The sequence below is a fragment of the Actinacidiphila guanduensis genome, from assembly GCF_900103985.1.
Taxonomy (GTDB): Bacteria; Actinomycetota; Actinomycetes; order Streptomycetales; family Streptomycetaceae; genus Actinacidiphila; species Actinacidiphila guanduensis.
In genome coordinates this window covers 211,324-236,008 of the sequence record NZ_FNIE01000009.1, presented here as the reverse complement: position 1 = coordinate 236,008, position 24,685 = coordinate 211,324, and the positions used below count along the sequence as shown (strand labels likewise).

At 71.6% G+C, this 24,685-nt stretch carries 26 protein-coding genes and 1 tRNA gene; 6 read left to right on the top strand and 21 right to left on the bottom strand.

What is annotated here, in order from left to right; translation table 11 throughout:
- Positions 1–13 precede the first annotated feature (13 nt).
- The 16 genes from rpsH to rpsJ form a co-directional block, all read right to left on the bottom strand.
- Entirely contained in the window at positions 14–412 is a 399-nt protein-coding gene (gene rpsH / locus BLR33_RS21090) for a 30S ribosomal protein S8 (protein WP_093786111.1), read from the bottom strand.
- Between the two features lie 137 nt (positions 413–549).
- Positions 550–735 (bottom strand): type Z 30S ribosomal protein S14, encoded by a 186-nt coding sequence (locus BLR33_RS21085; protein ID WP_093713218.1) that lies wholly within the window; start codon positions 733–735, stop codon positions 550–552.
- Between the two features lie 2 nt (positions 736–737).
- Entirely contained in the window at positions 738–1,298 is a 561-nt protein-coding gene (rplE, locus tag BLR33_RS21080; protein ID WP_093786110.1) for a 50S ribosomal protein L5, read from the bottom strand.
- Positions 1,298–1,621, bottom strand: coding sequence for a 50S ribosomal protein L24 (gene rplX / locus BLR33_RS21075; RefSeq protein ID WP_093786109.1), 324 nt, complete (start codon positions 1,619–1,621; stop codon positions 1,298–1,300). The genes rplE and rplX overlap by 1 nt, the downstream gene beginning before the upstream one ends.
- Before the next feature lie 3 nt (positions 1,622–1,624).
- Positions 1,625–1,993, bottom strand: coding sequence for a 50S ribosomal protein L14 (gene rplN / locus BLR33_RS21070; protein ID WP_037912379.1), 369 nt, complete (start codon positions 1,991–1,993; stop codon positions 1,625–1,627).
- Positions 1,994–2,186: 193 nt separating this feature from the next.
- Positions 2,187–2,471: a 30S ribosomal protein S17 gene (rpsQ, locus tag BLR33_RS21065; RefSeq protein ID WP_093786108.1), complete on the bottom strand. Its 285-nt coding sequence runs from the start codon at positions 2,469–2,471 to the stop codon at positions 2,187–2,189.
- A complete protein-coding gene (rpmC, locus tag BLR33_RS21060; protein WP_093786107.1) occupies positions 2,471–2,695 on the bottom strand; it encodes a 50S ribosomal protein L29 in 225 nt (74 codons plus the stop codon). The genes rpsQ and rpmC overlap by 1 nt, the downstream gene beginning before the upstream one ends.
- The gene (gene rplP / locus BLR33_RS21055) at positions 2,695–3,114 is read right to left on the bottom strand and encodes a 50S ribosomal protein L16 (RefSeq protein ID WP_093786106.1); all 420 of its coding nucleotides are present in this window, start codon (positions 3,112–3,114) and stop codon (positions 2,695–2,697) included. The genes rpmC and rplP overlap by 1 nt, the downstream gene beginning before the upstream one ends.
- A gap of 5 nt (positions 3,115–3,119) precedes the next feature.
- The gene (rpsC, locus tag BLR33_RS21050) at positions 3,120–3,962 is read right to left on the bottom strand and encodes a 30S ribosomal protein S3 (RefSeq protein WP_093786105.1); all 843 of its coding nucleotides are present in this window, start codon (positions 3,960–3,962) and stop codon (positions 3,120–3,122) included.
- Positions 3,962–4,309 (bottom strand): 50S ribosomal protein L22, encoded by a 348-nt coding sequence (rplV, locus tag BLR33_RS21045; RefSeq protein ID WP_093786104.1) that lies wholly within the window; start codon positions 4,307–4,309, stop codon positions 3,962–3,964. Before rplV ends, rpsC begins: the two co-directional genes overlap by 1 nt.
- Positions 4,310–4,371: 62 nt before the next feature.
- Positions 4,372–4,653, bottom strand: a complete 282-nt coding sequence (gene rpsS, locus BLR33_RS21040) for a 30S ribosomal protein S19 (protein ID WP_014178772.1) — start codon at positions 4,651–4,653, stop codon at positions 4,372–4,374.
- Between the two features lie 14 nt (positions 4,654–4,667).
- Positions 4,668–5,504 (bottom strand): 50S ribosomal protein L2, encoded by an 837-nt coding sequence (rplB, locus tag BLR33_RS21035; RefSeq protein ID WP_093786103.1) that lies wholly within the window; start codon positions 5,502–5,504, stop codon positions 4,668–4,670.
- A gap of 47 nt (positions 5,505–5,551) precedes the next feature.
- Positions 5,552–5,905, bottom strand: a complete 354-nt coding sequence (gene rplW / locus BLR33_RS21030) for a 50S ribosomal protein L23 (RefSeq protein ID WP_093786102.1) — start codon at positions 5,903–5,905, stop codon at positions 5,552–5,554.
- A complete protein-coding gene (gene rplD / locus BLR33_RS21025; protein ID WP_093786101.1) occupies positions 5,905–6,564 on the bottom strand; it encodes a 50S ribosomal protein L4 in 660 nt (219 codons plus the stop codon). The genes rplW and rplD overlap by 1 nt, the downstream gene beginning before the upstream one ends.
- A gap of 6 nt (positions 6,565–6,570) precedes the next feature.
- Positions 6,571–7,215 carry a 50S ribosomal protein L3 gene (rplC, locus tag BLR33_RS21020; protein ID WP_093786100.1) on the bottom strand — a complete coding sequence of 215 codons (645 nt, stop codon included), beginning with the start codon at positions 7,213–7,215 and terminating at the stop codon, positions 6,571–6,573.
- A 14-nt stretch (positions 7,216–7,229) separates the two neighbouring features.
- Entirely contained in the window at positions 7,230–7,538 is a 309-nt protein-coding gene (rpsJ, locus tag BLR33_RS21015; protein ID WP_014144312.1) for a 30S ribosomal protein S10, read from the bottom strand.
- A 511-nt stretch (positions 7,539–8,049) separates the two neighbouring features.
- On the opposite strand from rpsJ, the gene BLR33_RS21010 reads away from it, so the two are divergent.
- Together BLR33_RS21010 and BLR33_RS21005 are read left to right on the top strand one after the other, a co-directional pair.
- Positions 8,050–9,867 (top strand): fatty acyl-AMP ligase, encoded by a 1,818-nt coding sequence (locus BLR33_RS21010; protein WP_143031727.1) that lies wholly within the window; start codon positions 8,050–8,052, stop codon positions 9,865–9,867.
- Between the two features lie 343 nt (positions 9,868–10,210).
- Entirely contained in the window at positions 10,211–10,819 is a 609-nt protein-coding gene (locus tag BLR33_RS21005) for a response regulator transcription factor (protein WP_093786098.1), read from the top strand.
- Here the strand turns inward: BLR33_RS21005 and BLR33_RS21000 are convergent.
- The 3 genes from BLR33_RS21000 to BLR33_RS20990 form a co-directional block, all read right to left on the bottom strand.
- Positions 10,758–12,164: a sensor histidine kinase gene (locus BLR33_RS21000; protein ID WP_093786097.1), complete on the bottom strand. Its 1,407-nt coding sequence runs from the start codon at positions 12,162–12,164 to the stop codon at positions 10,758–10,760. The genes BLR33_RS21005 and BLR33_RS21000 overlap by 62 nt on opposite strands.
- 90 nt (positions 12,165–12,254) lie before the next feature.
- On the bottom strand, positions 12,255–14,801 hold the full coding sequence (locus tag BLR33_RS20995) for a TOMM precursor leader peptide-binding protein (protein WP_093786096.1): 2,547 nt from the start codon (positions 14,799–14,801) through the stop codon (positions 12,255–12,257).
- Positions 14,798–15,067, bottom strand: a complete 270-nt coding sequence (locus BLR33_RS20990; RefSeq protein ID WP_093786095.1) for a hypothetical protein — start codon at positions 15,065–15,067, stop codon at positions 14,798–14,800. Before BLR33_RS20990 ends, BLR33_RS20995 begins: the two co-directional genes overlap by 4 nt.
- A gap of 346 nt (positions 15,068–15,413) precedes the next feature.
- Between BLR33_RS20990 and BLR33_RS20985 the strand changes: the two genes are divergently transcribed.
- A complete protein-coding gene (locus BLR33_RS20985) occupies positions 15,414–16,241 on the top strand; it encodes an AfsR/SARP family transcriptional regulator (RefSeq protein WP_093786094.1) in 828 nt (275 codons plus the stop codon).
- A gap of 83 nt (positions 16,242–16,324) precedes the next feature.
- Here the strand turns inward: BLR33_RS20985 and BLR33_RS20980 are convergent, their stop codons facing one another.
- Positions 16,325–16,540, bottom strand: coding sequence for a hypothetical protein (locus tag BLR33_RS20980; protein WP_093786093.1), 216 nt, complete (start codon positions 16,538–16,540; stop codon positions 16,325–16,327).
- Positions 16,541–16,560: 20 nt separating this feature from the next.
- Complete coding sequence (locus BLR33_RS20975; RefSeq protein WP_093786092.1) at positions 16,561–17,565, bottom strand: bifunctional lysylphosphatidylglycerol flippase/synthetase MprF; 1,005 nt, start codon at positions 17,563–17,565, stop codon at positions 16,561–16,563.
- 176 nt (positions 17,566–17,741) lie between these two features.
- Between BLR33_RS20975 and BLR33_RS35290 the strand changes: the two genes are divergently transcribed.
- The 3 genes from BLR33_RS35290 (at position 17,742) to BLR33_RS20965 (ending at position 24,669) form a co-directional block, all read left to right on the top strand.
- Positions 17,742–17,828 (top strand) — tRNA-Cys (locus tag BLR33_RS35290).
- A gap of 212 nt (positions 17,829–18,040) precedes the next feature.
- Positions 18,041–18,349: an acyl carrier protein gene (locus BLR33_RS20970; protein ID WP_093786091.1), complete on the top strand. Its 309-nt coding sequence runs from the start codon at positions 18,041–18,043 to the stop codon at positions 18,347–18,349.
- Between the two features lie 44 nt (positions 18,350–18,393).
- Complete coding sequence (locus BLR33_RS20965) at positions 18,394–24,669, top strand: type I polyketide synthase (protein ID WP_093786090.1); 6,276 nt, start codon at positions 18,394–18,396, stop codon at positions 24,667–24,669.
- Positions 24,670–24,685: the final 16 nt, after the last annotated feature.

The following is a 24,685-nucleotide window of genomic DNA, read 5'->3' as shown; positions in this document are numbered from 1 at the left end:
CTCTCTTTCCCGGTTACCAGACGTAGGCGAGGACTTCCCCACCCACGCCCTTCTTCTGCGCCTGCTGGCCGGTGAGCAGCCCGTGCGACGTGGAGATGATCGCCACGCCCAGGCCGCCGAGCACCTTCGGCAGGTTGGTGGACTTTGCGTAGACCCGCAGACCAGGCTTGCTGATCCGCTTGATGCCGGCGATCGAGCGCTCGCGGTTCGGGCCGAACTTCAGCTCGAGGACGAGGTTCTTGCCGACCTCCGCCTCCTCGACCTTCCAGCCGGTGATGTAGCCCTCCTGCTGGAGGATCTCCGCAATGTGCGACTTGATCTTGCTGAACGGCATCACGACCTCGTCGTGGTACGCCGAGTTCGCGTTCCGCAGACGGGTGAGCATGTCTGCGATGGGGTCTGTCATGGTCATGAGTTTGGCCCTGGGCCTCTCTCGCCGGGGTTTCCTGTCTGCTCCGTCCCTCTCCCCCGGCCGGGCGGCCGGGGGCGGGTGTGGTGCGGGGACCTACGGCGTAGTGGTTCGGTCCGGTGGTCGGAGGTGAGGTCCGACTACCAGGAGCTCTTGGTCACGCCCGGCAGCTCGCCACGGTGCGCCATCTCGCGGAGGCACACCCGGCACAGGCCGAACTTGCGGTAGACGGAGTGCGGCCGGCCACAGCGCTGGCAGCGGTTGTACGCGCGCACAGCGAACTTGGGCTTGCGAGCCGACTTGGCAATCAGAGCCTTCTTCGCCACGGTCAGTTCTCCTTGAACGGGAAGCCGAGGTGACGAAGCAGGGCGCGGCCCTCGTCGTCGTTGGTCGCCGTGGTGACCACGGTGATGTCCATGCCCCGGACCCGGTCGATCTTGTCCTGGTCGATCTCGTGGAACATGACCTGCTCCGTGAGACCGAAGGTGTAGTTGCCCCGCCCGTCGAACTGCTTGGGCGACAGGCCGCGGAAGTCGCGGATACGCGGCAGCGCCAGCGACAGCAGCCGGTCCAGGAACTCCCACATGCGGTCGCCGCGGAGCGTGACGTGGGCACCGATCGGCTGGCCCTCGCGCAGCTTGAACTGCGCGATGGACTTGCGGGCCTTGGTGACCTGCGGCTTCTGGCCGGTGATCGTGGCGAGGTCGCGGATGGCGCCCTCGATCAGCTTGGAGTCGCGGGCGGCGTCGCCCACACCCATGTTGACCACGATCTTGGTGAGACCGGGGATCTGCATGACGTTCTCGTAGTGGAACTCGTCACGCATCTTGCCCGCGATCTCCTCGCGGTAGCGCACCTTCAGCCGGGGCGCGGTAGTGGTGGCAGTCATCAGATGTCCTCACCGGTCCGCTTGGCAACGCGGATCTTGTTGCCCTCGTCGTCGAAGCGGTAGCCGACGCGGGTCACGACCTTCTTGCCGTCCTTCTCCACGACCAGCTGCACATTGCTGACGTGGATCGGCGCCTCGGTGGTGATGATGCCGCCGGTCTTCGAACCGCGGTCGGTCTGGCCGGCCTTGGTGTGCTTCTTGACCCGGTTGACGCCCTCGACCAGGACGCGGTCCTCGCGGGGGTAGGCCACGATGACCTTGCCCTGCTTGCCCTTGTCCTTGCCGGTGATGACCTGGACCAGGTCGCCCTTCTTGATCTTCATCGGTTACAGCACCTCCGGCGCGAGCGAGACGATCTTCATGAACCTCTTCTCGCGCAGCTCCCGGCCCACGGGGCCGAAGATGCGGGTGCCGCGGGGGTCGCCGTCGTTCTTGAGGATGACCGCCGCGTTCTCGTCGAAGCGGATGTACGAGCCGTCGGCACGGCGGCGCTCCTTGACGGTGCGCACGACGACAGCCTTGACGACCTCGCCCTTCTTCACGTTGCCACCGGGGATCGCGTCCTTGACGGTGGCCACGATGACGTCACCGATGCCCGCGTAGCGGCGACCCGAACCACCGAGAACACGGATGCAAAGGATCTCCTTGGCACCAGTGTTGTCGGCGACGCGAAGTCGCGACTCCTGCTGGATCACGTCTTTCTCCTGTGTGTCTGCCGGTTCCCGGCGCACCCGCTGCTGCGGGCGGCCGAGCCTGGCGGAACCGTCCTGCGGGGGATCCCGCAGGAATTGCCTGGCCGGCGGTCCGGCCGGGGCCGGCGCTCCGATCGGGATCGGAGTGCGCGGCCCGCGGCCGGGACCGGCCGCCGTGCGGGTCGCCCCGCGGCGGTTACTTCGCCTTCTCGAGGATCTCCACGACGCGCCAGCGCTTGGTCGCCGACAGCGGCCGGGTCTCCATCAGGAGGACGCGGTCGCCGACACCGGCGGCGTTCTGCTCGTCGTGCGCCTTGAGCTTGTTGGTGGTGCGGATGACCTTGCCGTAGAGGGCGTGCTTCACACGGTCCTCGACGGCGACCACCACGGTCTTGTCCATCTTGTCGCTGACGACCAGACCCTCACGGGTCTTGCGGAAGCCGCGGTGCTCAGGGGTCTCAGTCACATTCTTCTCGCTCATCAGGCGTTCTCCACCGTCTCGATGCCGAGCTCGCGCTCACTCATGAGGGTGTAGATCCGGGCGATGTCCTTGCGGACGGTCTTGAGCCGGGAGTTGTTCTCCAGCTGTCCGGTGGCCGCCTGGAAACGGAGGTTGAACAGCTCCTCCTTGGCCTCGCGCAGCTTGTTGACGAGTTCCTCGTCGCCCAGCTGGCGCAGCTCGGAAGCCTTGGTACCGGCCGCCATCACGACTCACCTGCCTCGCGCCGCACGATGCGGCACTTCATCGGAAGCTTGTGCGCGGCGCGGGTGAGCGCCTCGCGGGCAACCTTCTCGTTCGGGAAGGACAGCTCGAACATCACCCGTCCGGGCTTGACGTTCGCGATCCACCACTCGGGCGAGCCCTTACCGGAACCCATGCGGGTCTCGGCCGGCTTCTTGGTGAGCGGACGGTCCGGGTAGATGTTGATCCAGACCTTGCCGCCACGCTTGATGTGCCGGGTGATGGAGATACGAGCGGACTCGATCTGCCGGTTGGTCACGTAGGCCGGGGTCACGGCCTGCAGACCGAACTCGCCGAACGCCAGCTCGGTGCCGCCCTTGGCCATACCACGCCGCGTGGGGTGGTGCTGCTTGCGGTGCTTGACCCTGCGCGGGATCAGCATGGGACTCAGCCTTCCGTTCCGGGGGTCTCAGCCGCGGCCGGGGCCTCAGGAGCGGTGGTGGCCTCCGCCTTGGGGGCCTGTGCCCCCTGCGGGGCGTCGCCCTGCTGACGACGGCCGCGGCCACCGCGCTCGCCACCGCGGCGCTGCGGACGCTCGTTGCCGCCACCGCGGGCCGGGCGGTTGCCGGCGCGCGCGGCGGCGTTGTCGGCGCGGACCTCGGCGATGTTCTTCACGTCGCCCTTGTAGATCCACACCTTCACACCGATCCGGCCGAAGGTGGTCTTGGCCTCGAAGAAGCCGTAGTCCACGTTCGCCCGCAGGGTGTGCAGGGGCACCCGGCCCTCGCGGTAGAACTCCGAGCGCGACATCTCGGCACCGCCGAGGCGGCCGCCGCACTGGATCTTGATGCCCTTGGCGCCGGCCTTCAGCGTGCCCTGCATGCTCTTGCGCATGGCACGGCGGAAGGAGACGCGGGAGGACAGCTGCTCGGCGACCGCCTGGGCCACCAGCTGGGCGTCCATCTCGGGGTTCTTGACCTCGAGGATGTTCAGCTGGACCTGCTTGCCGGTCAGCTTCTCCAGGTCGCCGCGGATGCGGTCGGCCTCCGCGCCGCGGCGGCCGATGACGATGCCCGGCCGGGCGGTGTGGATGTCGACGCGGACCCGGTCACGGGTGCGCTCGATCTCCACCTTGGAGATGCCCGCCCGCTCCATGCCGGACGTCATCATCCGGCGGATGGCGACGTCCTCCTTGACGTAGTCCTTGTAGAGCTTGTCGGCGTACCAACGGGACTTGAAGTCCGTGGTCACACCCAGCCGGAACCCGTACGGGTTTACCTTCTGGCCCATTACCGGGTCTCCTCCTTGCTGGCGACGACCACGGTGATGTGGCTGGTCCGCTTGCGGATGCGGTAGGCACGGCCCTGGGCGCGCGGCCGGAACCGCTTCAGGGTCGGGCCCTCGTCCACGTACGCCTCGCTGATGAACAGCGACTCGGCGTCGGTGTGGTCGTAGTTGTGCGCGGCGTTGGCGATGGCGCTGTCGAGCACCTTGCCCACCGGCACGCTCGCGGCCTGCGGCGTGAAACGCAGGACCGCCTGAGCCTCCGTGGCGCTCATGCCACGGATGAGGTCCACCACGCGGCGGGCCTTCATGGGCGTGACGCGGATGTACCGCGCCTGGGCCCTGGCTTCCATGGTTGTCCCTTCGGTGTCTGTCATGGCTGTCGCTGTCGCGTTGCCCGGCCGACCGTCTCCGGTCAGCGGCGGCGCGACTTGCGGTCGTCCTTCTCGTGGCCGCGGAAGGTGCGGGTCGGCGCGAACTCGCCGAGCTTGTGGCCGACCATCGACTCAGTGACAAACACCGGGACGTGCTTACGGCCGTCGTGCACCGCGATCGTGTGGCCCAGCATGGCCGGGACGATCATCGAGCGGCGGGACCAGGTCTTGATGACGTTCTTGGTGCCGGCTTCGTTCTGGACATCCACCTTCTTGATCAGGTGGTCGTCGACGAAGGGCCCCTTCTTGAGACTGCGCGGCATCTGAAAACCCGCTCCTAGCGCTTCTTGTTCGTCTTGCGGCGGCGGACGATGTACTTGTTGCTCGCCTTCTTGGGAGAACGCGTACGCCCTTCCTTCTGACCCCACGGGGAGACCGGGTGGCGACCACCGGAGGTCTTGCCCTCACCACCACCGTGCGGGTGGTCCACCGGGTTCATGGCGACACCGCGGACGGTCGGGCGGACGCCCTTCCAGCGCATGCGGCCGGCCTTGCCCCAGTTGATGTTCGACTGCTCGGCGTTGCCGACCTCGCCGATGGTGGCGCGGCAGCGGACGTCGACCATCCGGACCTCGCCGGAGGGCATGCGAAGGGTGGCCATGTTGCCCTCCTTCGCCAGCAGCTGCACCGAGGCGCCCGCGGAGCGGGAGATCTTGGCGCCGCCGCCGGGCCGCAGCTCGATCGCGTGGATCGTGGTGCCGACCGGGATGTTGCGCAGCGGCAGGTTGTTGCCCGGCTTGATGTCGGCGTTGGCGCCGTTCTCGATCCGGTCGCCCTGCTGCAGGCGGGCGGGGGCGAGGATGTAGCGCTTCTCGCCGTCCGCGTAGTGCAGCAGCGCGATGCGCGCGGTGCGGTTGGGGTCGTACTCGATGTGCGCGACCTTGGCGGGCACGCCGTCCTTGTCGTGCCGACGGAAGTCGATGACACGGTAGGCGCGCTTGTGGCCACCGCCCTGGTGGCGGACGGTCACACGACCGGCGTTGTTACGGCCGCCCTTGCTGTGCAGCGGGCGGACCAGCGACTTCTCCGGCGTGGACCGCGTGACCTCGACGAAGTCGGCGACGGATGAGCCACGACGGCCCGGGGTCGTCGGCTTGTACTTGCGGATACCCATTTCTCAGTCCTCGGAAGATTCCGGACTTCTGAACGTCCCAGTCCCCGTTAGGAGACCGGGCCGCCGAAGATGTCGATGCGGTCGCCCTCGGCAAGGGTCACGATGGCGCGCTTGGTGTTGGCCCGCTTGCCGAAACCGGTGCGGGTGCGCTTGCGCTTGCCCTGCCGGTTGATCGTGTTGACCCCGGTGACCTTGACCTGGAAGACCGCCTCGACGGCCTGCTTGATCTGGGTCTTGTTGGCGCGCGGGTCGACGACGAACGTGTACTTGTTCTCGTCCAGCAGCGCGTAGCTCTTCTCGGAGACGACCGGCTTGATCAGCAGGTCGCGCGGGTCCGTGAAGGTCTTGCTGGTGACCTGGGCCGCCACGGGGACGGTCTCGGTCGCGGTCTGCTCGGCCATCAGGCGTCGCTCCCTTCGGTCTCGGCGGCGCCGTTACCGGGGACACCGACGAACCGGTCGAACGCGGCCTTGGTGAAGACCACGTCGTCGGAGACGAGCACGTCGTAGGTGTTCAGCTGGCCGGCGTCCAGGATGTGCACCTGGGGCAGGTTGCGGGCGGACAGCCAACCGGCCTCGTCGGCCCGCTCGATGACCAGCAGCACGTTCTTGCGCTCGCTGATCTTGCCGAGCAGGGTCCGGGCGGCCTTGGTCGACGGGGTCTCGCCCTCGACGACGCCGGTCACCAGGTGGATCCGGTTGTGGCGGGCCCGGTCGGTGAGGGCACCGCGCAGCGCGGCGGCCTTCATCTTCTTCGGGGTCCGCTGCGAGTAGTCGCGCGGCACGGGGCCGTGCACGACGCCACCGCCGGCGAACTGGGGCGCGCGGGTCGAGCCCTGGCGGGCGCGGCCGGTGCCCTTCTGGCGGTACGGCTTCTTGCCGCCACCGCGGACCTCGCCGCGCGTCTTGGTCTTGTGCGTGCCCTGGCGGGCCGCGGCCAGCTGCGCGACGACGACCTGGTGGATCAGCGGGATGCTGACCTTGGCGTCGAAGATCTCGGCCGGGAGCTCTACGGTCCCGGTGGTGTCGCCCGCGGGCGACAGGATGTCAACAGTGCTCATATCCCTTTAGGCCCCCTTGGCCGCGGTGCGGACCAGGACGAGGCCGCCGTTCGGACCGGGAACCGCGCCCTTGATGAGCAGCAGGCCCTTCTCCGCGTCAACGGCGTGGACGGTCAGGTTCTGGGTGGTGACCCGCTCGTTGCCCATCCGGCCGGCCATCCGCAGACCCTTGAAGACGCGGCCGGGGGTGGCGCAGCCGCCGATGGAGCCCGGCGAGCGGTGCTTGCGCTGGACGCCGTGGCCGGCGCCGAGGCCACCGAAGTTGTGGCGCTTCATGACACCGGCGAAGCCCTTGCCCTTGCTCTTGCCGGTGACGTCGACCTTGACGCCGGCCTCGAACACCTCGGCGGTGATCTCCTGGCCGAGCGCGTACTCGGCGGCGTCGGAGGTGCGCAGCTCCACCAGGTGGCGGCGCGGGGTGACCTCGGCCTTGGCGAAGTGGCCCTTGAGGGGCTTGTTCACCTTGCGGGGGTCGATCTCGCCGAAGGCGAGCTGGACCGACTCGTAGCCGTCGTTCTCGCTGGTACGCACCTGGGTCACGACGTTCGGGCCGGCCTTGACCACGGTCACCGGGACGACACGGTTGTTCTCGTCCCAGACCTGGGTCATGCCGAGCTTCTCGCCCAGGATGCCCTTGATCTGCTTAGCCATCTTCTCCGCGCCTCTCAGAGCTTGATCTCGATGTCGACGCCGGCCGGCAGGTCCAGGCGCATCAGCGAGTCAACGGTCTTGGGCGTCGGGTCGAGGATGTCGATCAGGCGCTTGTGCGTGCGCATCTCGAAGTGCTCGCGCGAGTCCTTGTACTTGTGCGGCGACTTGATGACGCAGTACACGTTCTTCTCAGTGGGCAGCGGCACCGGGCCCGCGACCTGCGCACCAGTACGCGTCACCGTCTCGACGATCTTCTTCGCCGAGGAGTCGATGACCTCGTGGTCGTAGGCCTTGAGCCGGATGCGGATCTTCTGTCCCGCCATGGCTACTCCGTAGTCCTTGTCTCTTCTCGCTCCGGCATCCGCACCCACCCGACCCACGCGGTCGGGCGTGTCGCGCCCCTCGCACATGGTTTTCCGCCAGCGGAAAGCCCTGGACAGGGGTTGCGTGGGAGAGATCCCACCGGATGCCTGGCCGGAGCCGCACTGACGCTTCCCGGAAGATTCCCGTACGTCCGCCCCAGCGCTGCCCAGGGGGCAGATGGGACGACGAGTACTGTGGGACTCGCTTCCGGTCCTCCCGACGGGAGGCGCGCAGCATCGGCGCTCGACCGAGCAACTTGGGTAGTCTGCCATACCCGGCCCGCGGGACGCCAATCGAAGCCGGTTACCTTACCCCGCCGGGCGCGTCCCCCAAACCAGGGCCCCGTCTCCCCCGGTGATCCCCCCTGCGTTTCCCGGTGGTCCGCCGGCGCTTTCCGGTGCTCACCCGGCGCTCAAGCCGCGCTCAAGGGGGCGCACGCCAAGGTGGGGCGCTCGGGGAGAGGGGGAAGGCGTGGACGCTCCGCGTACGCTGATCGACCTGCTGCTACGGCGTTCGGAGGGGAATCCGGACGGGACCGCGTACCTGCTGGTGGAGAGGAGCGGGCCGGACGGCGCGACGGGGACAGCGGAAAGAACGGGGACAACGGAGCCGACGGAGCAGACGGGAACAACGGGGCCGGCCGGGACAGGGGACGTGCGGGCGCGGTCGCTGAGCTACGGGGAGCTCGACCTGGCCGCCCGCGCACTGGCCTGCTGGCTGCTGGACCGCAGGATGGCCGGCCAGCGGGTGCTGATCCTGCTGGACGACGCCGGGCTGTTCGCCAAGGCGCTCTTCGGCTGCCTGTACGCCGGCGCGGTGCCGACGCCGTGCCCCGCGCCCAACGGGCGCCGCAGCGCGGACGAACGGGTGCTCAGTATCGTCAAGGACGCGCTGGTGTCCGTGGTGCTCACCGACCGCGAGTCGGCGCCCTCGGTCTCCCGGCTGCTGTCGGCGGCGGGCCGGACCGGGCTCCCCTGCCTGGCGCTGGACGACATCGAACTGCCGCCCGGCGAGCAGTGGCGGCGCCCGGACCTCGACCCGGACGCCCTGGCGGTCCTGCAGTACACCTCGGGCTCGACCCGCGACCCGCGCGGCGCCCGGCTGACGCACCGCAACCTCCTCGCCAACCAGGGCGAGTTGGTGGAGCTGCTGGGCACCGGGCCGCACGCCCGGGTCGGCGGCTGGCTGCCGCTGCACCACGACATGGGCCTGTCCGGGCTGCTGCTGCACCCGCTGTGGCTGGGCACCACCGGGGTGATCATGCCCACCGCCGACTTCGCCCGCCGCCCGGCCCGCTGGCTGCACACCATCAGCAGCTACGGCGTGACGGTGAGCGGCGGGCCGGACATCGCCTACGAGCTGTGCACCCGCAAGACCACCGACGAGCAGCTGGCCGGGCTGGACCTGTCCGGCTGGCAGGTGGCGGTCAATGGTTCGGAGCCGGTGCGGGCCGAGACGATGGCGGCGTTCGCCGAGCGGTTCGGGCCGGTGGGGTTCCGGCCGGACGCCTTCGTGCCGGCCTACGGGCTGGCCGAGAGCACGCTGCTGACCGCCGGCCGGCGGGCCTGCGTCCGGCAGGCGCCGCAGCCGCACCGGGTGGACGCGGCCGCGCTGGAGCACGGGGAGTTCGCACCCGAGGTGCCCGGCCGGCCGGTGCGTACGCTGGTCGGCTGCGGGGCGCCGGTGACACCGGACAACGACATGCGGATCGTCGACCCGGACTCGGGCCGGGTGCTGCCGGAGGACCGGGTCGGGGAGATCTGGACCCGGGGGGCGAGTGTCGCCGACGGCTACTGGAAGCGGCCGCTGGAGTCGCGGAGCACCTTCGGCCAGACCACCGCGGACGGCGAGACCGGCTTCCTGCGCACCGGCGACCTCGGGGTGCTGCACCGCGGCGAGCTGTTCGTGACCGGGCGGCTGCGGGACATGGTCGTGGTGGCCGGGCGCAACCTGCACCCGCAGGACATCGAGCACCGCATCCAGCAGCTCAGTGGCCTGTTCGGGGCGACCGCGGTGTTCGGCGCCGAGCCGGGCCGCAACCGGGTGGTCGTGGTGCAGGAGGTGCGGGTCGGCCGCCGGTACGACCTGGACCTGGCCGCGCTGGCCCGGGAGATCCGGGCCTGCGTGGCCCGTGACTTCGAAGTGCGGGCCACGCATGTGCAGTTGGTGAGGCCCGGCACGATCCGGCGCACCTCCAGCGGCAAGATCCAGCGCGCGGCGATGCGCCAGCTCTTCCTCGCCGGGCGGCTGCCGGCGCTGACCACGGTGAGCGGCACGCCCGTGCGCTGACCCCTTCCCCGCCGGTTCCCGCGGGCGCTCCCGCCGGATTCCCGCCGGATCCTCCCGGTTCCCCGAGGACTTCCCAGGTCCTGTCCCGGTGCGCCCGGACGCTCTGCCTCCGGTGCGGTGGGCGCGTCGTGCCGCCGCGGGCGGCGCGGCGACGGACGGCAGCCGAACACCGGCTTGCGGCGGCGTTCCGGGGGCGCGAACCGTCGCCGAAAGGCGTGTGACGCCTGGTGCGCGCGCCATCCGTGCGATGAGCGCCGACGCTTTGCGGCCGTAGAGCTGGAGGGTACGGTTGCTCGCGCCGGGGACATACGGGGGACCCGGCCCACCGGGGCGAAGGGGACTCATGATCCGCGTGCTGCTTGCCGAGGACATGAACATGGTCCGCGGCGCGCTGGTCGCTCTGCTGTCGATGGAGCCGGACATCGAAGTGGTGTCCGAGGTCGACCACGGCGACCGGGTGGTGTCCACGGCACTGGAGTGCCGGCCGGACATCGCCGTACTCGACATCGACCTGCCGGGGACCGACGGCTTGTCGGCTGCCACGTCACTGCACGAGCTGCTGCCTTCCTGCGGCACGCTCATCCTGACCAGCCTGGGCCGCCCGGGGCTGCTCCAGCGGGCGCTGGCCGCCCGGGTGTCGGGCTTCCTGCTGAAGGACGCGCCGCCGGAGCAACTGGCCAGCGCCATAAGGAAGGTGAGCGCCGGCGAGCGGGTGGTGGACCCCGAGCTGGTGCTGGCCGCCTGGGACCACGCGCAGAACCCGCTGACCAACCGGGAGACCGAGGTGCTGCGGCTGGCCGCCCAGGGCGCGGAGGTCGGGGAGATCGCCTCGACGCTGTTCCTGTCGGCCGGCACCGTGCGCAACTACCTGTCCACGATCGTCACCAAGCTCAACGCGCGGAACCGGGTCGACGCGATTCGCATCGCCCAGGCTGCCGGCTGGCTGCCTTGAGCCACAGCCGGGGGGCGGCCGGCGCACCGGCGCGGCCGTCCGGGCCCGGCGCCTGAGCGGGCGGGCAGTCCGCGGGAGCGCCGCCGTCCGCCGGCTGCTCCGGGGGCGGCGGAACCACCGCGGGCACCTCGGCCACCACCTCGAACCGCCCGTCGGGCCGCAGCCCCGCCGACAGGGTGCCGCCGACCGCCGCAAGGCGGGCCTCCAGGTTGGCCAGGCCGCTGCTGTCGGAGCGGGCCTGCGGGACCGGCACGGTGAACTCCCCCTCGTGGTCCTCCATGCCGGTGCCGTCGTTGACGATGGACAGCCGGATGCGCGCGTCGGCGTTGCGGGTCAGCCGGATCACGCAGTGCTGGACCTTGCTGTGCCGCAGCATGTTGGTCACCGCCTCGCGCAGCACGGTCGCCAGGATGGTGCTGGTCTGCCCCTCCGGCAGCGGCGCGGCCACGTGGGCGACCGCCTCGATCGCGGCCGACTCCAGCATCGCCACGCAGGTCTCCAGCTCGGTGCCCAGCGACAGGTCGCGATAGCTGCGCGCAACGTGCCGGACATCCGCGAGTGCCTGGCGCGAGATGGCAAGGATCGACGTCAGCTCTTCTTTGGCTTGTTCATGTCGGTGACGAATGTGACGAATCGCCACTTCGCTCTTCAACGTGATCGCCGAGAGGCTGTAGCCGAGGAGGTCGTGCAGATCGCGGGCGAAGCGGAGCCGCTCCTCGGAGACCGCCATGGCGGCCAACTGTGTGCGGGCGCGGTGCAGTTCGGACACCAGCCAGGTCATGCGGCTGATCCCGTAGATCATCAGGCCGGTGATGAGGGTGGACGTGGCGCTGTAGACCACGAAGGGCGCGGAGTTGTGGCGGAGGCCGGCGATCACCGGGTTCGCGGCCGCGACCAGCAGGAACACCGGCCAGTTGAGCGGATACGGAATCAGCAGCAGGGTGGAGGCGGCCAGGAAGCCGCCCGCGGCGCCCCAGGTGTCCCCCAGCATCGCGATCGGCAGGAAGGTGAGCAGTGCCTGCATCCCCAGGGTCGCGGCGAAGCCCCGGCGGCGCGGGCCGGAGCCGCCGGGAAGGGAGTGCAGCAGCTGAATGCTGCATATTCCTGTGAAACACAGGATGCCGGTGATCAGTTGTGTCCGGTTCGCCCCGGCGCTGTAGAGGTTGACGGACACCTGGACCAGAAATCCGGCCAGTACCGCGCAGAGGATGAGAAGGGCGAACCGCGGTGGCGAGACATCCGCGTACCGCTGCGCCCGATCATCGTTGTCATCGTTGTCATGGCCTTCAGCCTGGGCCGCGGGCCCGTAGCCACCGCCCGCCGACGCCCCCGTCGCATCGTCCATCGATGCAGAATACGTTCGGCGATAAACGAACGGATGCGCCAGGGGAAGTCCGGTTGCGGACAGAGAGGCTTTCCAGCCGTACTCGAATGATTAAATGAACATTGAGAGCGGATTGAGCGCGTCGTACTCCGTGGTGGCCGCCAGGCGGCCGAGCCGGACCGGGACGTCGTAGAGCCGGCCGGGCGCGAGCCGGCGCCAGAACGGCCGCAGCCCGGGCACCAGGACGCGGGCCACCGGCAGCCCGATGTCCGGCCGGGTCTGGTCCAGCACCAGCAGGTCCAGGCCCGCCGCGGCGACGAGGCCGGTGATCAGGTCCAGGTCGTCCTTGAGGTCGGCGTGCACGGGGAACGGGTGGTCGCCGGGGCCGGTCGGCTTCGCCTCGGGGTCCGCCAGCAGGTAGGGATGGCCTCCGGTGGTGGCACCGCGCCACCAGGCGAGGGCGGCGGGGTCGTCCAGGCCGTAGCCGGTGCCGTCCGCGCGGGCGTCGACGACCGCGGGCGCCAGCTGGTTCATCTCGGCGACGGCCCGCCGGACCGCCACGCCGAGGTCGAGGTGGGCGCCGAAGCCGAAGACGATGTCCTCGCCCGCGCCGGCCGGCCGGTCGGTGCGCCGGGAGAGGGCCGCGACCACGGGGATGCCGAGGTCCGCGGTGAGGTCCAGCGCCCACACCTCGCGGTGCAGCCCCGCGTGCAGGTCGCGCACCCCGGCCAGCCAGGGGTCGCCGAACGCGTCGAGGTCCAGGGCGGGTTGGCGGGTGCGGTTGTACCACCACAGGGCGACCGCGTCCCGCTCGACGAGTTCGAGGAAGCCCTGGAGCACGGCGTCCTCCAGGCTGCTGCCGGCCGCGCAGCCGTTGGAGTCGGCGCGGGCGTGGCGGCGGCCGGCGACGGAGTCCGGGACGCCGTAGTACAGCAGCGCGGTGGGCAGCAGCAGGTGGCGCCGCCCGGTCAGCGACCACACCGGCGACCAGTCGATCGGCTCGCCGGCGGGCAGCGGGTCGCAGACGTGCTCGTACCCGGGCCGGCCCGGGTTCCAGGCGGCCCGCTCGCGGTACTGCCGCTCGGCGTAGAGCTGGACGGCGTTGGGCGGCACGGCGTCGGCGCCCAGCGCGCGCAGGGTGTCGCGCACCTTCGGTTCGGTGCCGTCGAAGACGCCTGAGCGGCGCTCCAGCGCCTCGCACAGCGCGCCCGCCCGCGCCTCCGCCTCGGTGGTGCCCTTGCCGCCGGCGAACTGCCGCAGGCCGGTGGCCGGTCCCGAGGTCCCCGCGGTCAGCGCGAGGTTGTGGCCGGCGACGAAGGCGTTGAGGGCGGCCGGGCCGTGCGGGGCGCGACGCAGCTCGGCGACGGGGCCGGTGATGTCGCTGACCAGGTGCCCGTAGCGGTCCAGCACCTCCTGGGGGCCGACCGCGCGGTGGCCGGTGGCGCCGCGGAAGCCCTTGGGGCGCGGGGCCAGGACGACGGGCGCGCCCGCCCGCGAGCCGAGCGACGGGTCGCCGCACTCGGGGCACTGCGGGCGGCGGGTGACGGTGTGCCGGCGGCCCTCCAGGGTGAGGGTGTCCAGGGTGTGCACCGCGTCGGGGCCCTCGTAGCTGTGCCCCGCGGCCCATTTCAGGGCTTCCAGCGCGGCCAGGCGCAGCCCGAGCGAGCGGGTGGCGGCCAGCGAGGTCTCCGGCGGGGCGGGCGGCTCGGCGAGCCCGAGGGCGTCCTGCAGGACGCGTTCGGCGGCGCGGTGCTCGCGCAGCCAGTACGTCAGGCACGACCAGCACGGTCCCTGCCCGGGCCGGAGCACCGGCCCGGTCCACAGCACCGGGCCGCCCGGCCGCACCAGCAGCCACGGCCGCCCGGCGGCACGGTGGGCGGCGTCGATGTCCCGCAGCGGCGCGGCGAGGTAGTCGTCGCAGACGACGATGTCGAGCACGGCGTCCCCGGGCGGGCACAGCCCCTCGGCACCGGCGGCCGCACCGCCCCCGGACGGACGCGGCACCCCCGCGTCCTGCTCGCGCCCAACACTCGGCACGGCGTCCCCCGCCGGGTGCACCTCGCCGGCCCCGGCGGACGCGTCCCCGGACGCCCGCGGCAGTCCGGCACCGGGCTGCCGGCGCGGAGCGTCCCCGGCGCCTGGGCGGGCGGGATGCCCGGGCCGGTGCGGGGCCCCGCGGCCGGCCCCGGGCTCGGGCAGCAACGGGACCTGGAGCGCGGCCAGTTCGCCGCGGACGGCGGCGGGGTCGGACCGGCCGGTGACGATCAGGCCGATCCGGGCCCCGGCGGTGGGGCCCGGCAGTCCCGCGGCGTCCCAGTACGCGGCCGCGGCGGGGTCGGCGGCCGCCCCGGTCCCCTGCCGCGCCGGGTCGCGCGCGGCGACGACCCCGGCCGTGATCAGGGCCGTCAGGTCCGCGCCGATGGCGCGCGCGTCGGTGTCCGGCCCCGCGTCGCGGAGCACGGACGCCACGTCGCGGGTGCCGTCGAGCAGCGCCGCCAGCCGGCCGACGCTGCGGCCGGCCAGGACCCGCAGGCCCCGCTCGGACAGGACGAAGGTCCCGCGGCCCGGCACCTCCTCGACCCGGAGGTGGCGCCGGAACGCCAGCAGGCCGCCGCGTATACGCGGCGGCCGGGCCTCGGACGTGTCGTCGGGCGTCACTTGTCGTCGCGCACGCAGACCCAGCAGAAGGTCGTCGTGGCCGGGTCGGCCAGCCCCTCGACGTCCGCGGCGTCCGCGGTCAGTTCGGGCAGCGGGGCCCCGGCGGGCACCGTGACGCCGAAGGAGGCGAGGACGGCGGCCGGGTCGGCCGCGTACGCCTCGGCGAGCCGCGGGTCCAGCGCGCTGGTCACGAGCAGTTCGACGAAGCGCGGGTCGTCGGCGATGGAGGTCGGCGCCGGCACGGGCTCGGCAGCGGTCAGGCTCACAGGTCTGCTCCTACGGATCGGTACGTGTGGACGAACGTGCCGGCGCGTGGCCGGCATCTGGCCTGGGCAAGGGTGGGGCGACCATGATCCTGCTCAGCGGTGACGCGCGTGGAACGTGTGTTCATCACGTTTCCGGCATGTGTTTCTCATGGGTCGCGGCGGGTGGATTTCCTGGCCGAGTTACGAAGAACTCACTGGTGGATTCCCGCCACGCTGTTCAGGCTTGAGGCGACGCACTGGCGACGTACCGCGGCCCTTGGCGCCGCAGTCGTTCCCCCGGCCAGGCTTCCCGCTCCTCAGACCGCAAGGCCAGGCTTCCCACTCTTGAGAAGGAGGCGGATCAGCGGTGCAGATCAGGCTTCTGGGTCCGTTCACAGCTCTGGAACAGCACGCGTCCATCGTCCCGACTGCCGGCAAGCCGCGGCAGATTCTGGCACTGCTCGCCCTGCGGGCGAACGGCGTGGTGCCCGTACCGACGCTGATGGAGGAGATCTGGGGCGACCGGCCGCCGCGCAGCGCCCCGACCACCCTGCAGACCTACATCCTCCAGCTACGGCGGCTGCTGAGCCGGGCCGTGGCCGACGGCGCGGCCGGCGCCAAGGAGGTGCTGTCCACCCGGCACGGCGGCTACCGGCTGGACATCCAGCCGGGCGAGGTGGACGCCATGGAGTTCGACCGGCTCCGGGAGCTGGGCCAGGCCGCCTACGAGGCGGGCGACTTCTGGGCCGCCTCCGACCTGCTCGGCCAGGCGCTGGCGCTGTGGCAGGGGCCGGCGCTGGTGGACGTCAAGGCCGGGCTGGTGCTGGAGATCGAGGTGCTGCGCCTGGAGGAGGCCCGGCTCAGCGCGCTGGAGAGCCGGATCGGCGCGGACCTGCGGCTGGGGCGGCACGCGCAGGTGCTCAGCGAGCTGGCCGCGCTGGTGGCCCAGCACACGCTGCACGAGGGGCTGCACGCCCAGTTCATGCTGGCGCAGTACCGCTCGGGGCGGGTCTGGCAGGCGCTGCAGACCTACCAGCGGCTGCGCGGCACGCTCGTCTCGGAGCTGGGCATCGAGCCGACCGCGCGGGTGAGCCGGCTCTACCAGGCGATGCTGGCGGCCGACCCGGCGCTGGACCTGGAACCCGCGGCGGCCCTGTACGAGGGCCACGGGATACCGCTGCGCTCGGCGATCTGAGCGCGGGGCGCCACCTGCCGCAGGGGGCGCCGGGGGAGGCACATGGGGGGCGCGGGGACGGACCCGGCGCCCCCCTGGGTGTGTTACGCGGCCTCCGCGGCCAGCCGGGCGTCCAGCGTCGCGATGAGGGCCGCGGCGTTCGAGGCCGCCCCCTCGTCGTCGGGGGCGCCGATCACCCCCATGAGCGACTCCACGAGGGCGTGCTTGAGCTCGTCGGTGCTGCGGGCATCGCTGCCGGCATCAGGGCCGGGCTGCGCGTCGGCCTTCGTTTCGGCCTGTGCTTCGGGCTGTGCGGTCATGACGGGTGCTCCTTTCCGGGTCAGAACGCGTTGCAGGCGCGGAAGATGTGGGCGAAGGAGGCGATGGAGGCCGGGCCGTCGAAGGCCACGTACTCCGGCAGCACCGCGTGCGGCGCCCACTTCTCCTTGTAGTCGAGCTGGGACTGGGCCGGGTACAGGGCCTCGCCCTCGGCCCACAGGAAGTGCATCAGCCACTGGAACGAGGGGCTGCGGCCGGGCAGTTCGTTCTCCTCGGCGAGGCCGGTGAACGGCGTGAAGCCGAAGTGCAGCCACTCCACGCCCTCGGCGACGAAGGTCTCGATCGCCGCGGCGTTGATCGCCTCCATCAGGCCCGGCGAGCCGCCGGGGATGCGCCGGCTCAGGTCGTGCATCCACCCCGCCCGGCTGCCGTAGACCGGCGAGTAGGAGATGTAGCTGACCGGGGTGCCGTCGATGGTGCCGACGAACAGCCGGCGGTGCTCCTGGGCCGGGCCGCCGATCTGGCCCACCAGGAACTCCAGCGGGCGGGCGTGCTCGCCCTTGGAGACCAGCCAGGCGGAGTCGATCTCGTTCAGGGCGTCCTGCCAGGCGTCGGCGGCAACCTCCTGGACCTTCAGGCCGTTGCGCAGGGCGCGGGAGATCTTGTTGCGCAGCTGCATGAAGCGGGTGCCGCGCAGGGTGAAGTCGGGCAGGTGCACCGCCCAGGAGGCGCCTATCTGGTTGACCGTGAAACCGGCCTCCCGGTAGATCTCCGCGTCCGGGCGCTGCAGCTGGACGGAGACGAGCTGCAGCCCCTCGGAGCGGGCGTACTCCCGCAGCCCCTGCAGCAGCCGGCCGTAGGAGCCGGGGTCGGCGAACGGGCCGCCGAACTGGACGAGGTACTTCCCCGTGCGGCGGTAGACGGCCACGCCGTCGGCGCCGGGCACGGTGAAGACGCTGTTCCCGGAGTTGAGGGCGAGGAACGAGCTGGGGTTGTCGGCCTGGGTGTGCGTCCTGATCGCCCGCAGGACGGGACTGTCCAGGGTCGTTGCGCTCGAAGTCGACACAGCGGTCCTTCCTTTCTCGGCGAGTTCCTTCCCGAGAAGTAGAGCACCGCGAAATAGGGCCGCGATAGAGCGTTCCGAAGAGGGTTGAATTGCGTCAGGACGGCGTCAGTGATGTGTCAGCAGGACCTGGCACAGTATTTCTCGTGAGCGGGACGGGAAACCGGACCGGAACACAGGGAGAGGTGCCCGGAGCGGCTTATCGGGGACCACCGCAAGGAGGTCGGGCCTCACAGCCCGCGCAGGTTCGAATCCTGCCCTCTCCGCGCACCGTCGATTCCCCGCCGTGCACCCCGCCGGCTGCTCCGGATTCCTCCGATCCGGAGCGGCCGGCTTTTCCTTGTGGCGGCCCGCCGGTGCAGGAGCTGGAGCGGCCGGCCGGGGGGCCGGGGGATCAGTCCCGCGTCAGCCGGTCGTCAGCGACGGCTGATTCCATCAGTCCGTCTGCCATTTCCGAGGCCCATACATGGAGCATGCGATGAGCGAACTCGCCGCTGCAGTGGAGCAACTCTCCTCGCTCCCCCGGTCCGAACGGTCGGAATTCCTGGAGAACATCGTCGTCGGGGAGTTCAAGGACGTACTCCTCATGGGCGGCGACGAGGACTTCCCCATCGATCAGAGCTACTTCACCCTGGGTTTCACCTCGCTCCGCCTCATGGAGGTGAAGGCCAACCTGGAGAAGGTGTTCGGCCGCACCATCAGCACGAACGTGATGTTCAACAGCCCCACCGTCGAGAAGTTGGTGGAGTACCTGGCGGACGAGGTCCTCGGCGACCTCATCCCGTGACCGCCGCGCACCACCGAGAAGAGGCGAGAAGAGGGAAGACCGTAATGTCGAATAGGGACAACGAACCCATCGCGCTGGTCGGCATGGGCTTCCGGTTGCCCGGCGGGAACGAGACGCCCGAGGGCTTCACGGAGTTCCTGCGGGAGGGCCGCTCCGGCATCCGGCCGGTTCCCGAGGACCGGTGGAACGTCGCGGCCCTCGCGCCGCGCCCGGACGAAGCAGACGGCGAGGAGCCGGAGAAGGGCAAGGTCCGGACGGCCGGCGCCGGATTCCTGGACCAGATCGACCAGTTCGACGCCCAGTTCTTCAACATCTCCCCCAAGGAGGCGAACTTCGTCGACCCCCAGCAGCGGCTGCTGCTGGAGACGGCCTGGCAGGCGCTGGAGCAGGCCAACATCAACCCGGCCACCCTGCGGCACGGCAACGGCGGCGTCTACGTCGGCGCGAGCTCCATCGACTACGCCCTGGAGATGGAGGGCCTGCCGTACGAGGAGCTGGACGGCCACCTCGCGGCGGGCATCACGCTCTTCCCGCTGTCCGGCCGGCTGTCGTACTTCTTCGGCCTGCGCGGGCCCAGCCTGACCGTGGACACCGCGTGCGCCTCGTCGCTGACGGCGACCCACCTGGCGGTGGAGGGCCTGCGCAGCGGCTCCTGCGACGTGGCGCTGGCCGCGGCGGTGAACTGCCTGCACCACCCGCGCATCTTCGTGATGTTCTCGCACGCCAATATGCTGGCGCCCGACGGCCGCTGCAAGACCTTCGACGAGGACGCCGACGGGTACGTGCGCGCCGAGGGCTGCGCGGTGCTGGTGCTCAAGCGCCTCTCCGACGCCCAGCGCGACGGCGACCGCGTGCTCGCCCTGATCCGCGGCACCGCGATCGGCGAGGACGGCGAGAGCGCCGGCCTGACCGTGCCGAACGGCACCGCCCAGGAGACGGTGATCCGCGCCGCGCTGCGCAACGCCGGCCTGGAGCCGTCCGACATCCAGTACGTGGAGGCGCACGGCACCGGCACGCCGCTGGGCGACCCCATCGAGATGGGCGCCATCAGCGACGTCTTCGCGGGCTCGCACACCGCCGAGGAGCCGGTCACGGTCGCCTCGGTGAAGACCAACCTCGGGCACACCGAGCCCGTGGCCGGCATCGCCGGCGTCATCAAGACCGTGCTGCAGATGCACGACGGCACGATCTTCCCGCACATCAACTTCAGCAAGCCGTCCGGCCGCATCCCCTGGGACAGCATCCCGGTCACCATTCCGACCGAGCCGCGCCCGTGGCGGGCCGGCACCCGGCGCGCGGTCGTCAACAGCTTCGGCTTCGCGGGCAGCATCGCCGCCGCCGTCCTGGAGGAGGCCCCGGCCCCCGCGGCCGGCCCCGGCGAGAGCGCGCCGGCCGAGGGCACCGAGCACGAGGGCGGCCACATCTTCACGCTCTCCGCCAAGTCCCGCCGCTCGCTGCAGATGCAGATCCAGCGCTACCAGGAGCACCTGGAGCGCCACCCCGACCTCGACATCGCCGCCCTGTGCTACACCGGCAACGTCGGCCGCAGCCACTTCACCCACCGGGTCGGCGGCGTCGTCACCGACCGCGACTCGCTGTCCGCGCTGCTGTCCCGGCACGCGGACGCCGCCGAGGGCGGCGGCACCCGGCGCAACGACATCCGCAAGACCGCCTTCCTCTTCGCCGGGCAGGGCTCGCAGTACGCGGGCATGGGCGCGGCGCTCTACCGGCAGTTCCCCGTCTTCGCCGCCCATGTGGACGAGTGCGACGCGCTGTTCGCCGAGCGCACCGGCCGCTCGGTGCGCGAGCTGATGTTCGCCGCCGACAGCGGCGGCGAGCTGGACCTGACCCTGTGGTCGCAGCCGGCGCTGTTCACCCTGGAGTACGCGCTCGCCAAGCTGTGGATCTCCTTCGGCCTGCGGCCCAACGTGCTCATCGGGCACAGCATCGGCGAGGTGGCCGCGGCCGCCGTCGCCGGGCTGTTCAGCCTGAGGGACGCCACCGCGCTGGTCGCGGCCCGGGCCCGGCTGATGCAGTCGGTCACGGCGCCCGGCGGCATGGCCGCGATCGGGGCGCCGGTCGAGGAGGTCGCCCCGCTGCTGGAGAAGTACCAGGACCTGGCCGTCGCGGGCGTCAACTCGCCCGAGCAGACGGTCATCTCCGGCGGCGAGACCTCGCTGGCGGAGGCGATGGCGGTCTTCACCGAGCGCGGCCTGAAGGTCAAGCGGCTCACCGTCTCGCACGCCTTCCACTCCCCGCTGATGGCCGAAGTCTACGACGCCTTCCGCGAGGAGATCAAGGACATCGCCTTCCAGGAGCCCTCGCTCACCCTGATCTCCAACGTCACCGGCCAGGTGGCCCGCTTCAAGGACATCGCCACGCCCGAGTACTGGGTGCGGCACATCGGCGCCCCCGTGCGGTTCGCCGACGGCATGCGCGCGGTGGAGAAGCGCGGCCGGCACGCGGTGATCGAGATCGGCCCGTCGCTGGCGCTCAGCGCGCCCGCCAAGCAGTCGGTGGTCGCCCAGGACCACCTGTGGCTGGCCAGCCTGCACCCGAAGGACACCGACGGGCGCACCCTGCGCGGCGCCGTCGCGCAGCTGTACGCCGCCAACTTCACCCTGTCGTGGACCGGTTTCCACGCCGGCCGCCCGCAGGCCAAGGCGCCGCTGCCCGGCTACGCCTTCGATCGCAAGCGGTACTGGCTGCCCACCGCGTCCAACCGGCACGGCCTGGGCGCCCGGTTCACCGACGCGAGCAGCGTCCGGCACCCGCTGCTGGGCGCCGAGACCACCACCGAGGAGCAGCGTGCCCTCGGGGTGCGGGAGTTCACGGCCACGATCAGCGCCGAGCAGCCCGGCTACCTGGCCGACCACGTGGCGCTGGGCAAGGTCGTCTTCCCCGGCACCGGCTACCTGGAGGTCGTCCTCGCCCTGCAGGACGCCGTCTTCGGCCACACCCGCCGGCCGGTCTTCGACGTCTCGCTGCGCGAGGCGCTGATTTTCGACGGCGACGCCCCGGTGAAGCTGCGCACCCGGCTGCGGCCGGGCGAGGCGGGCACCAGCGCCGTGGAGATCGTGAGCCTGGCCGGCAGCGGCGCCGAGGCGGTGGAGCGGCTGCATGCCGAGGCAGTCGTCGGCAGCGAGGAGGTGGACGGCCTCACCAAGGCCGCCCGCGACCTGGGCGCGCTGGCCGCGCAGGACGAGCGCCCGGAGGACCTGCTGCGGGCCGACGACGTCTACGCCGCCTACGCCGGCGCCGGCCTGGACTACGGCCCGGCGTTCCGGCTGATGCGCTCGGTCACCCGCTACCCGAGCGGGCTGACCGTGGGCGATCTGCAAGGCGTGACCGGCGGGCCGCTGGAGCACGTGCCGCCGGCCCTGCTGGACGCGGCCATGCACAACATGGGCGCGCTGGCCGACGACGGCAACAACTACCTGCCGGTGCGGTTCGGCCGCTTCACCCTCTTCCGCAAGCCGCGCGCGCAGTCGCTGCGCACCCTGCTGCGGCTGGTGCCGGCCGACTCCCCCGAGGTCGACGTCTGCGCCGACCTGCTCGTCCTGGAGGGCGAGACGCCGGTGATGGAGTTGCGCGGCCTCGGCCTGAAGCAGCTCGCCGACGCGCCCGGCGCCCCCCGCCGCAGCTTCTTCCACCAGCTGCGGTGGACCAAGCGCTCGGCGGCCGGCCCGGACAGCGCCACCGACCGCCAGGTGCTGGTGGTCGGCCGCTCCGCCGAGGGCTTCCCCGAGGCCGCCGCGCGGCTCGTCGAGGGCGGCGGCCGGGTGCTGTTCGCCGACGACGACCGCGAGGCCGAGACCGTGCTCGCGCAGGAGCGGATCACCGACGTGGTCTGGTTCTGGCGCGGCGGCACCGGCGCGGTGGACGCCGAGGCACTGCGGGCGGAGTCGGAGCGCAACTACACCTCGCTGCTGGCCCTGCTGGCGGCGCTCGACCGGCGCGGCTTCGGCCGCGACCAGCGGCTGTGGCTGGTCACCGAGCAGGCCCAGGCGCTGCGCGGCGACGACCCGGCCGGGGTGCGCCTGGCGGCGGCCTCGCTGTGGGGCTTCGGCCCGGTGCTGCTCAACGAGTACCCGTCCTACCGCGCGACCCTGCTGGACCTGCCCGAGGGCGGTCTCGACGGGCTCTTCGAGGAGTTGACCGCCCGTGAGAGCGGGGACTTCCAGGTCGCCTACCGCGGCGGCTTCCGGCACGTGCGGCGGCTGGTGGCCGACGACGCCCGGGCCCGCCGGGACACCGGCTTCGGCCTGGCGGTCAAGGAGTACGGCACGTTCTCCGGCATCCGGCCGGAGGCCGTGGAGGAGGTGCTCCCCACCGGCGACGAGATCCAGGTCCAGGTCGAGGCGGTCGGCCTGAACTTCAAGGACGTGCTCAACGCGCTGGGCATGCTCAAGGAGTTCGGCGAGCAGCCGCTCGGCTTCGAGTGCGCCGGCACCGTGATCGCGGCCGGCCCGCAGGCGTCCTTCGCCCCGGGCGACGAGGTGATCGTCAACTACCTCGGCCTGATGCGCCGCCGGGTGACCGTCCCGTCCGCGGTGGCCGTGCGCAAGCCCGCGCGGCTGGACTTCACCGAGGCGGCGGGCCTGATCTCGGTGTACGTCACCGCGTACTACGCCCTGCACCGGCTGGCCGGCATGAAGGCCGGCGACCGGGTGCTCATCCACGCCGCGGCCGGCGGCGTCGGGCAGGCGTCGGTTCACCTGGCGAAGCTGGCCGGAGCGGAGGTCTTCGCCACCGCCAGCCCGCACAAGTGGCCGCTGCTGCGGGCGCAGGGCGTGGAGCACCTGATGAACTCCCGCACGCTGGACTTCGCCGACGAGATCGAGCGGGCCACCGGCGGGCGCGGCGTCGACATCGTGCTCAACAGCCTCAACAAGGACTTCATCCCGGCCGGCATGCGCTCCCTGGCGCAGGGCGGGCGGTTCGTGGAGCTGGGCAAGGTGGGGGTGTGGACGCCGGAGCAGGTGCGCGAGCAGCGGCCCGACGCCACCTACTTCAACTTCGACCTCAGCGAGCTGCCCGAGGACGAGCTGATCCCGCTCAACCAGGAGATCATGCTCAAGATCGTGGAGCTGGTCGAGAGCGGCGACCTGCCGCCACTGCCGACCACCGGCTACACGCTCGACGAGGTCGAGGAGGCGTTCGGCGTCCTGAGCCGCGGCGCCAACATCGGCAAGCTGGTGATCGAGTTCGGCGACCCGGCCGCAGCCGAGGCGCGCGAGATCGAGATCCGGCCGGACCGCACGTACCTGGTCACCGGCGGCCTCGGCGGCCTGGGCCTGGTGGCGGCGGAGAAGCTGGTGGACCTCGGCGCCCGCCAGGTGGCCCTGGTCGGCCGGCGCAGCGAGCCGACCGCGGACGTCGCCCACCTGTACGCCCGGCTCGCCGGGCGCGCGGAGGTCACGGTGCTGCCGGGCGACATCGCCGAACCGGCCGACGTCGAGCGGATCACCGCCGCACTGCTCGCCGCCGGCACGCCGGTCGGCGGCATCATCCACGCGGCCGGCACCACCAGCGACCAGCCGGTGGCCGACCAGACGTGGGAGAGCCTGGACGCCGTCTTCCGGCCCAAGGTGTACGGCTCCTGGCTGCTGCACCAGGCGGCGGCGTCCTTCCCCGAGCTGGACTTCTTCGTCGGCTTCTCCTCGGCCGCCCCGGTCGTGGGCGCGCCCGGCCAGTCCAACTACGCGGCCGCCAACGCCTTCCTGGACGCCCTGATGGGCTGGCGGTTCGCCCAGGGCCTGCCGGGCCTGTCGATCAACTGGGGCCCGTGGGCCGAGGTCGGCATGTCGGCCCGGCTCGGCGAGGCGCTGATCAGGCGCTGGGAGGACGAGGGCATCCGGCTGTTCACCCCGGGCCGCGGCACCCGCGCGCTCGCCTCGGTGCTGGGCCGCCCCATCAGCCAGATCGTGGCGGGCGAGGCCGACTGGGACCGCTTCACCGCGGCCAAGCCGGTGCGCAACGCCCTCTACGAGAAGCTGGTGCAGCCGGGCACCGACCAGGCGCGCACCCTCGACCTCGACGCGCTGCTGCAGGCACCGCAGGCCGAACGGCTCGCCGCCATCGACGAGTTCGTCCGCGCCAAGACCGCCGCCGTCCTGCACATGGACGACGCGGACTCGGTCGACTCCTACACCGAGTTCGTGCAGATGGGCCTGGACTCCCTGGTCGCGGTGGAGCTGAAGAACGCCCTGGAGGCGGCGCTGCGGCTGCCGCTGCCGCCGCAGCTCGCCTTCGACCACCCGTCCCCGGCCCAGCTGGCGGCCTTCCTGGAGCAGCAGCTGACCCTCGCGGCGGCCTGACCCGCCGGCCCCCGAA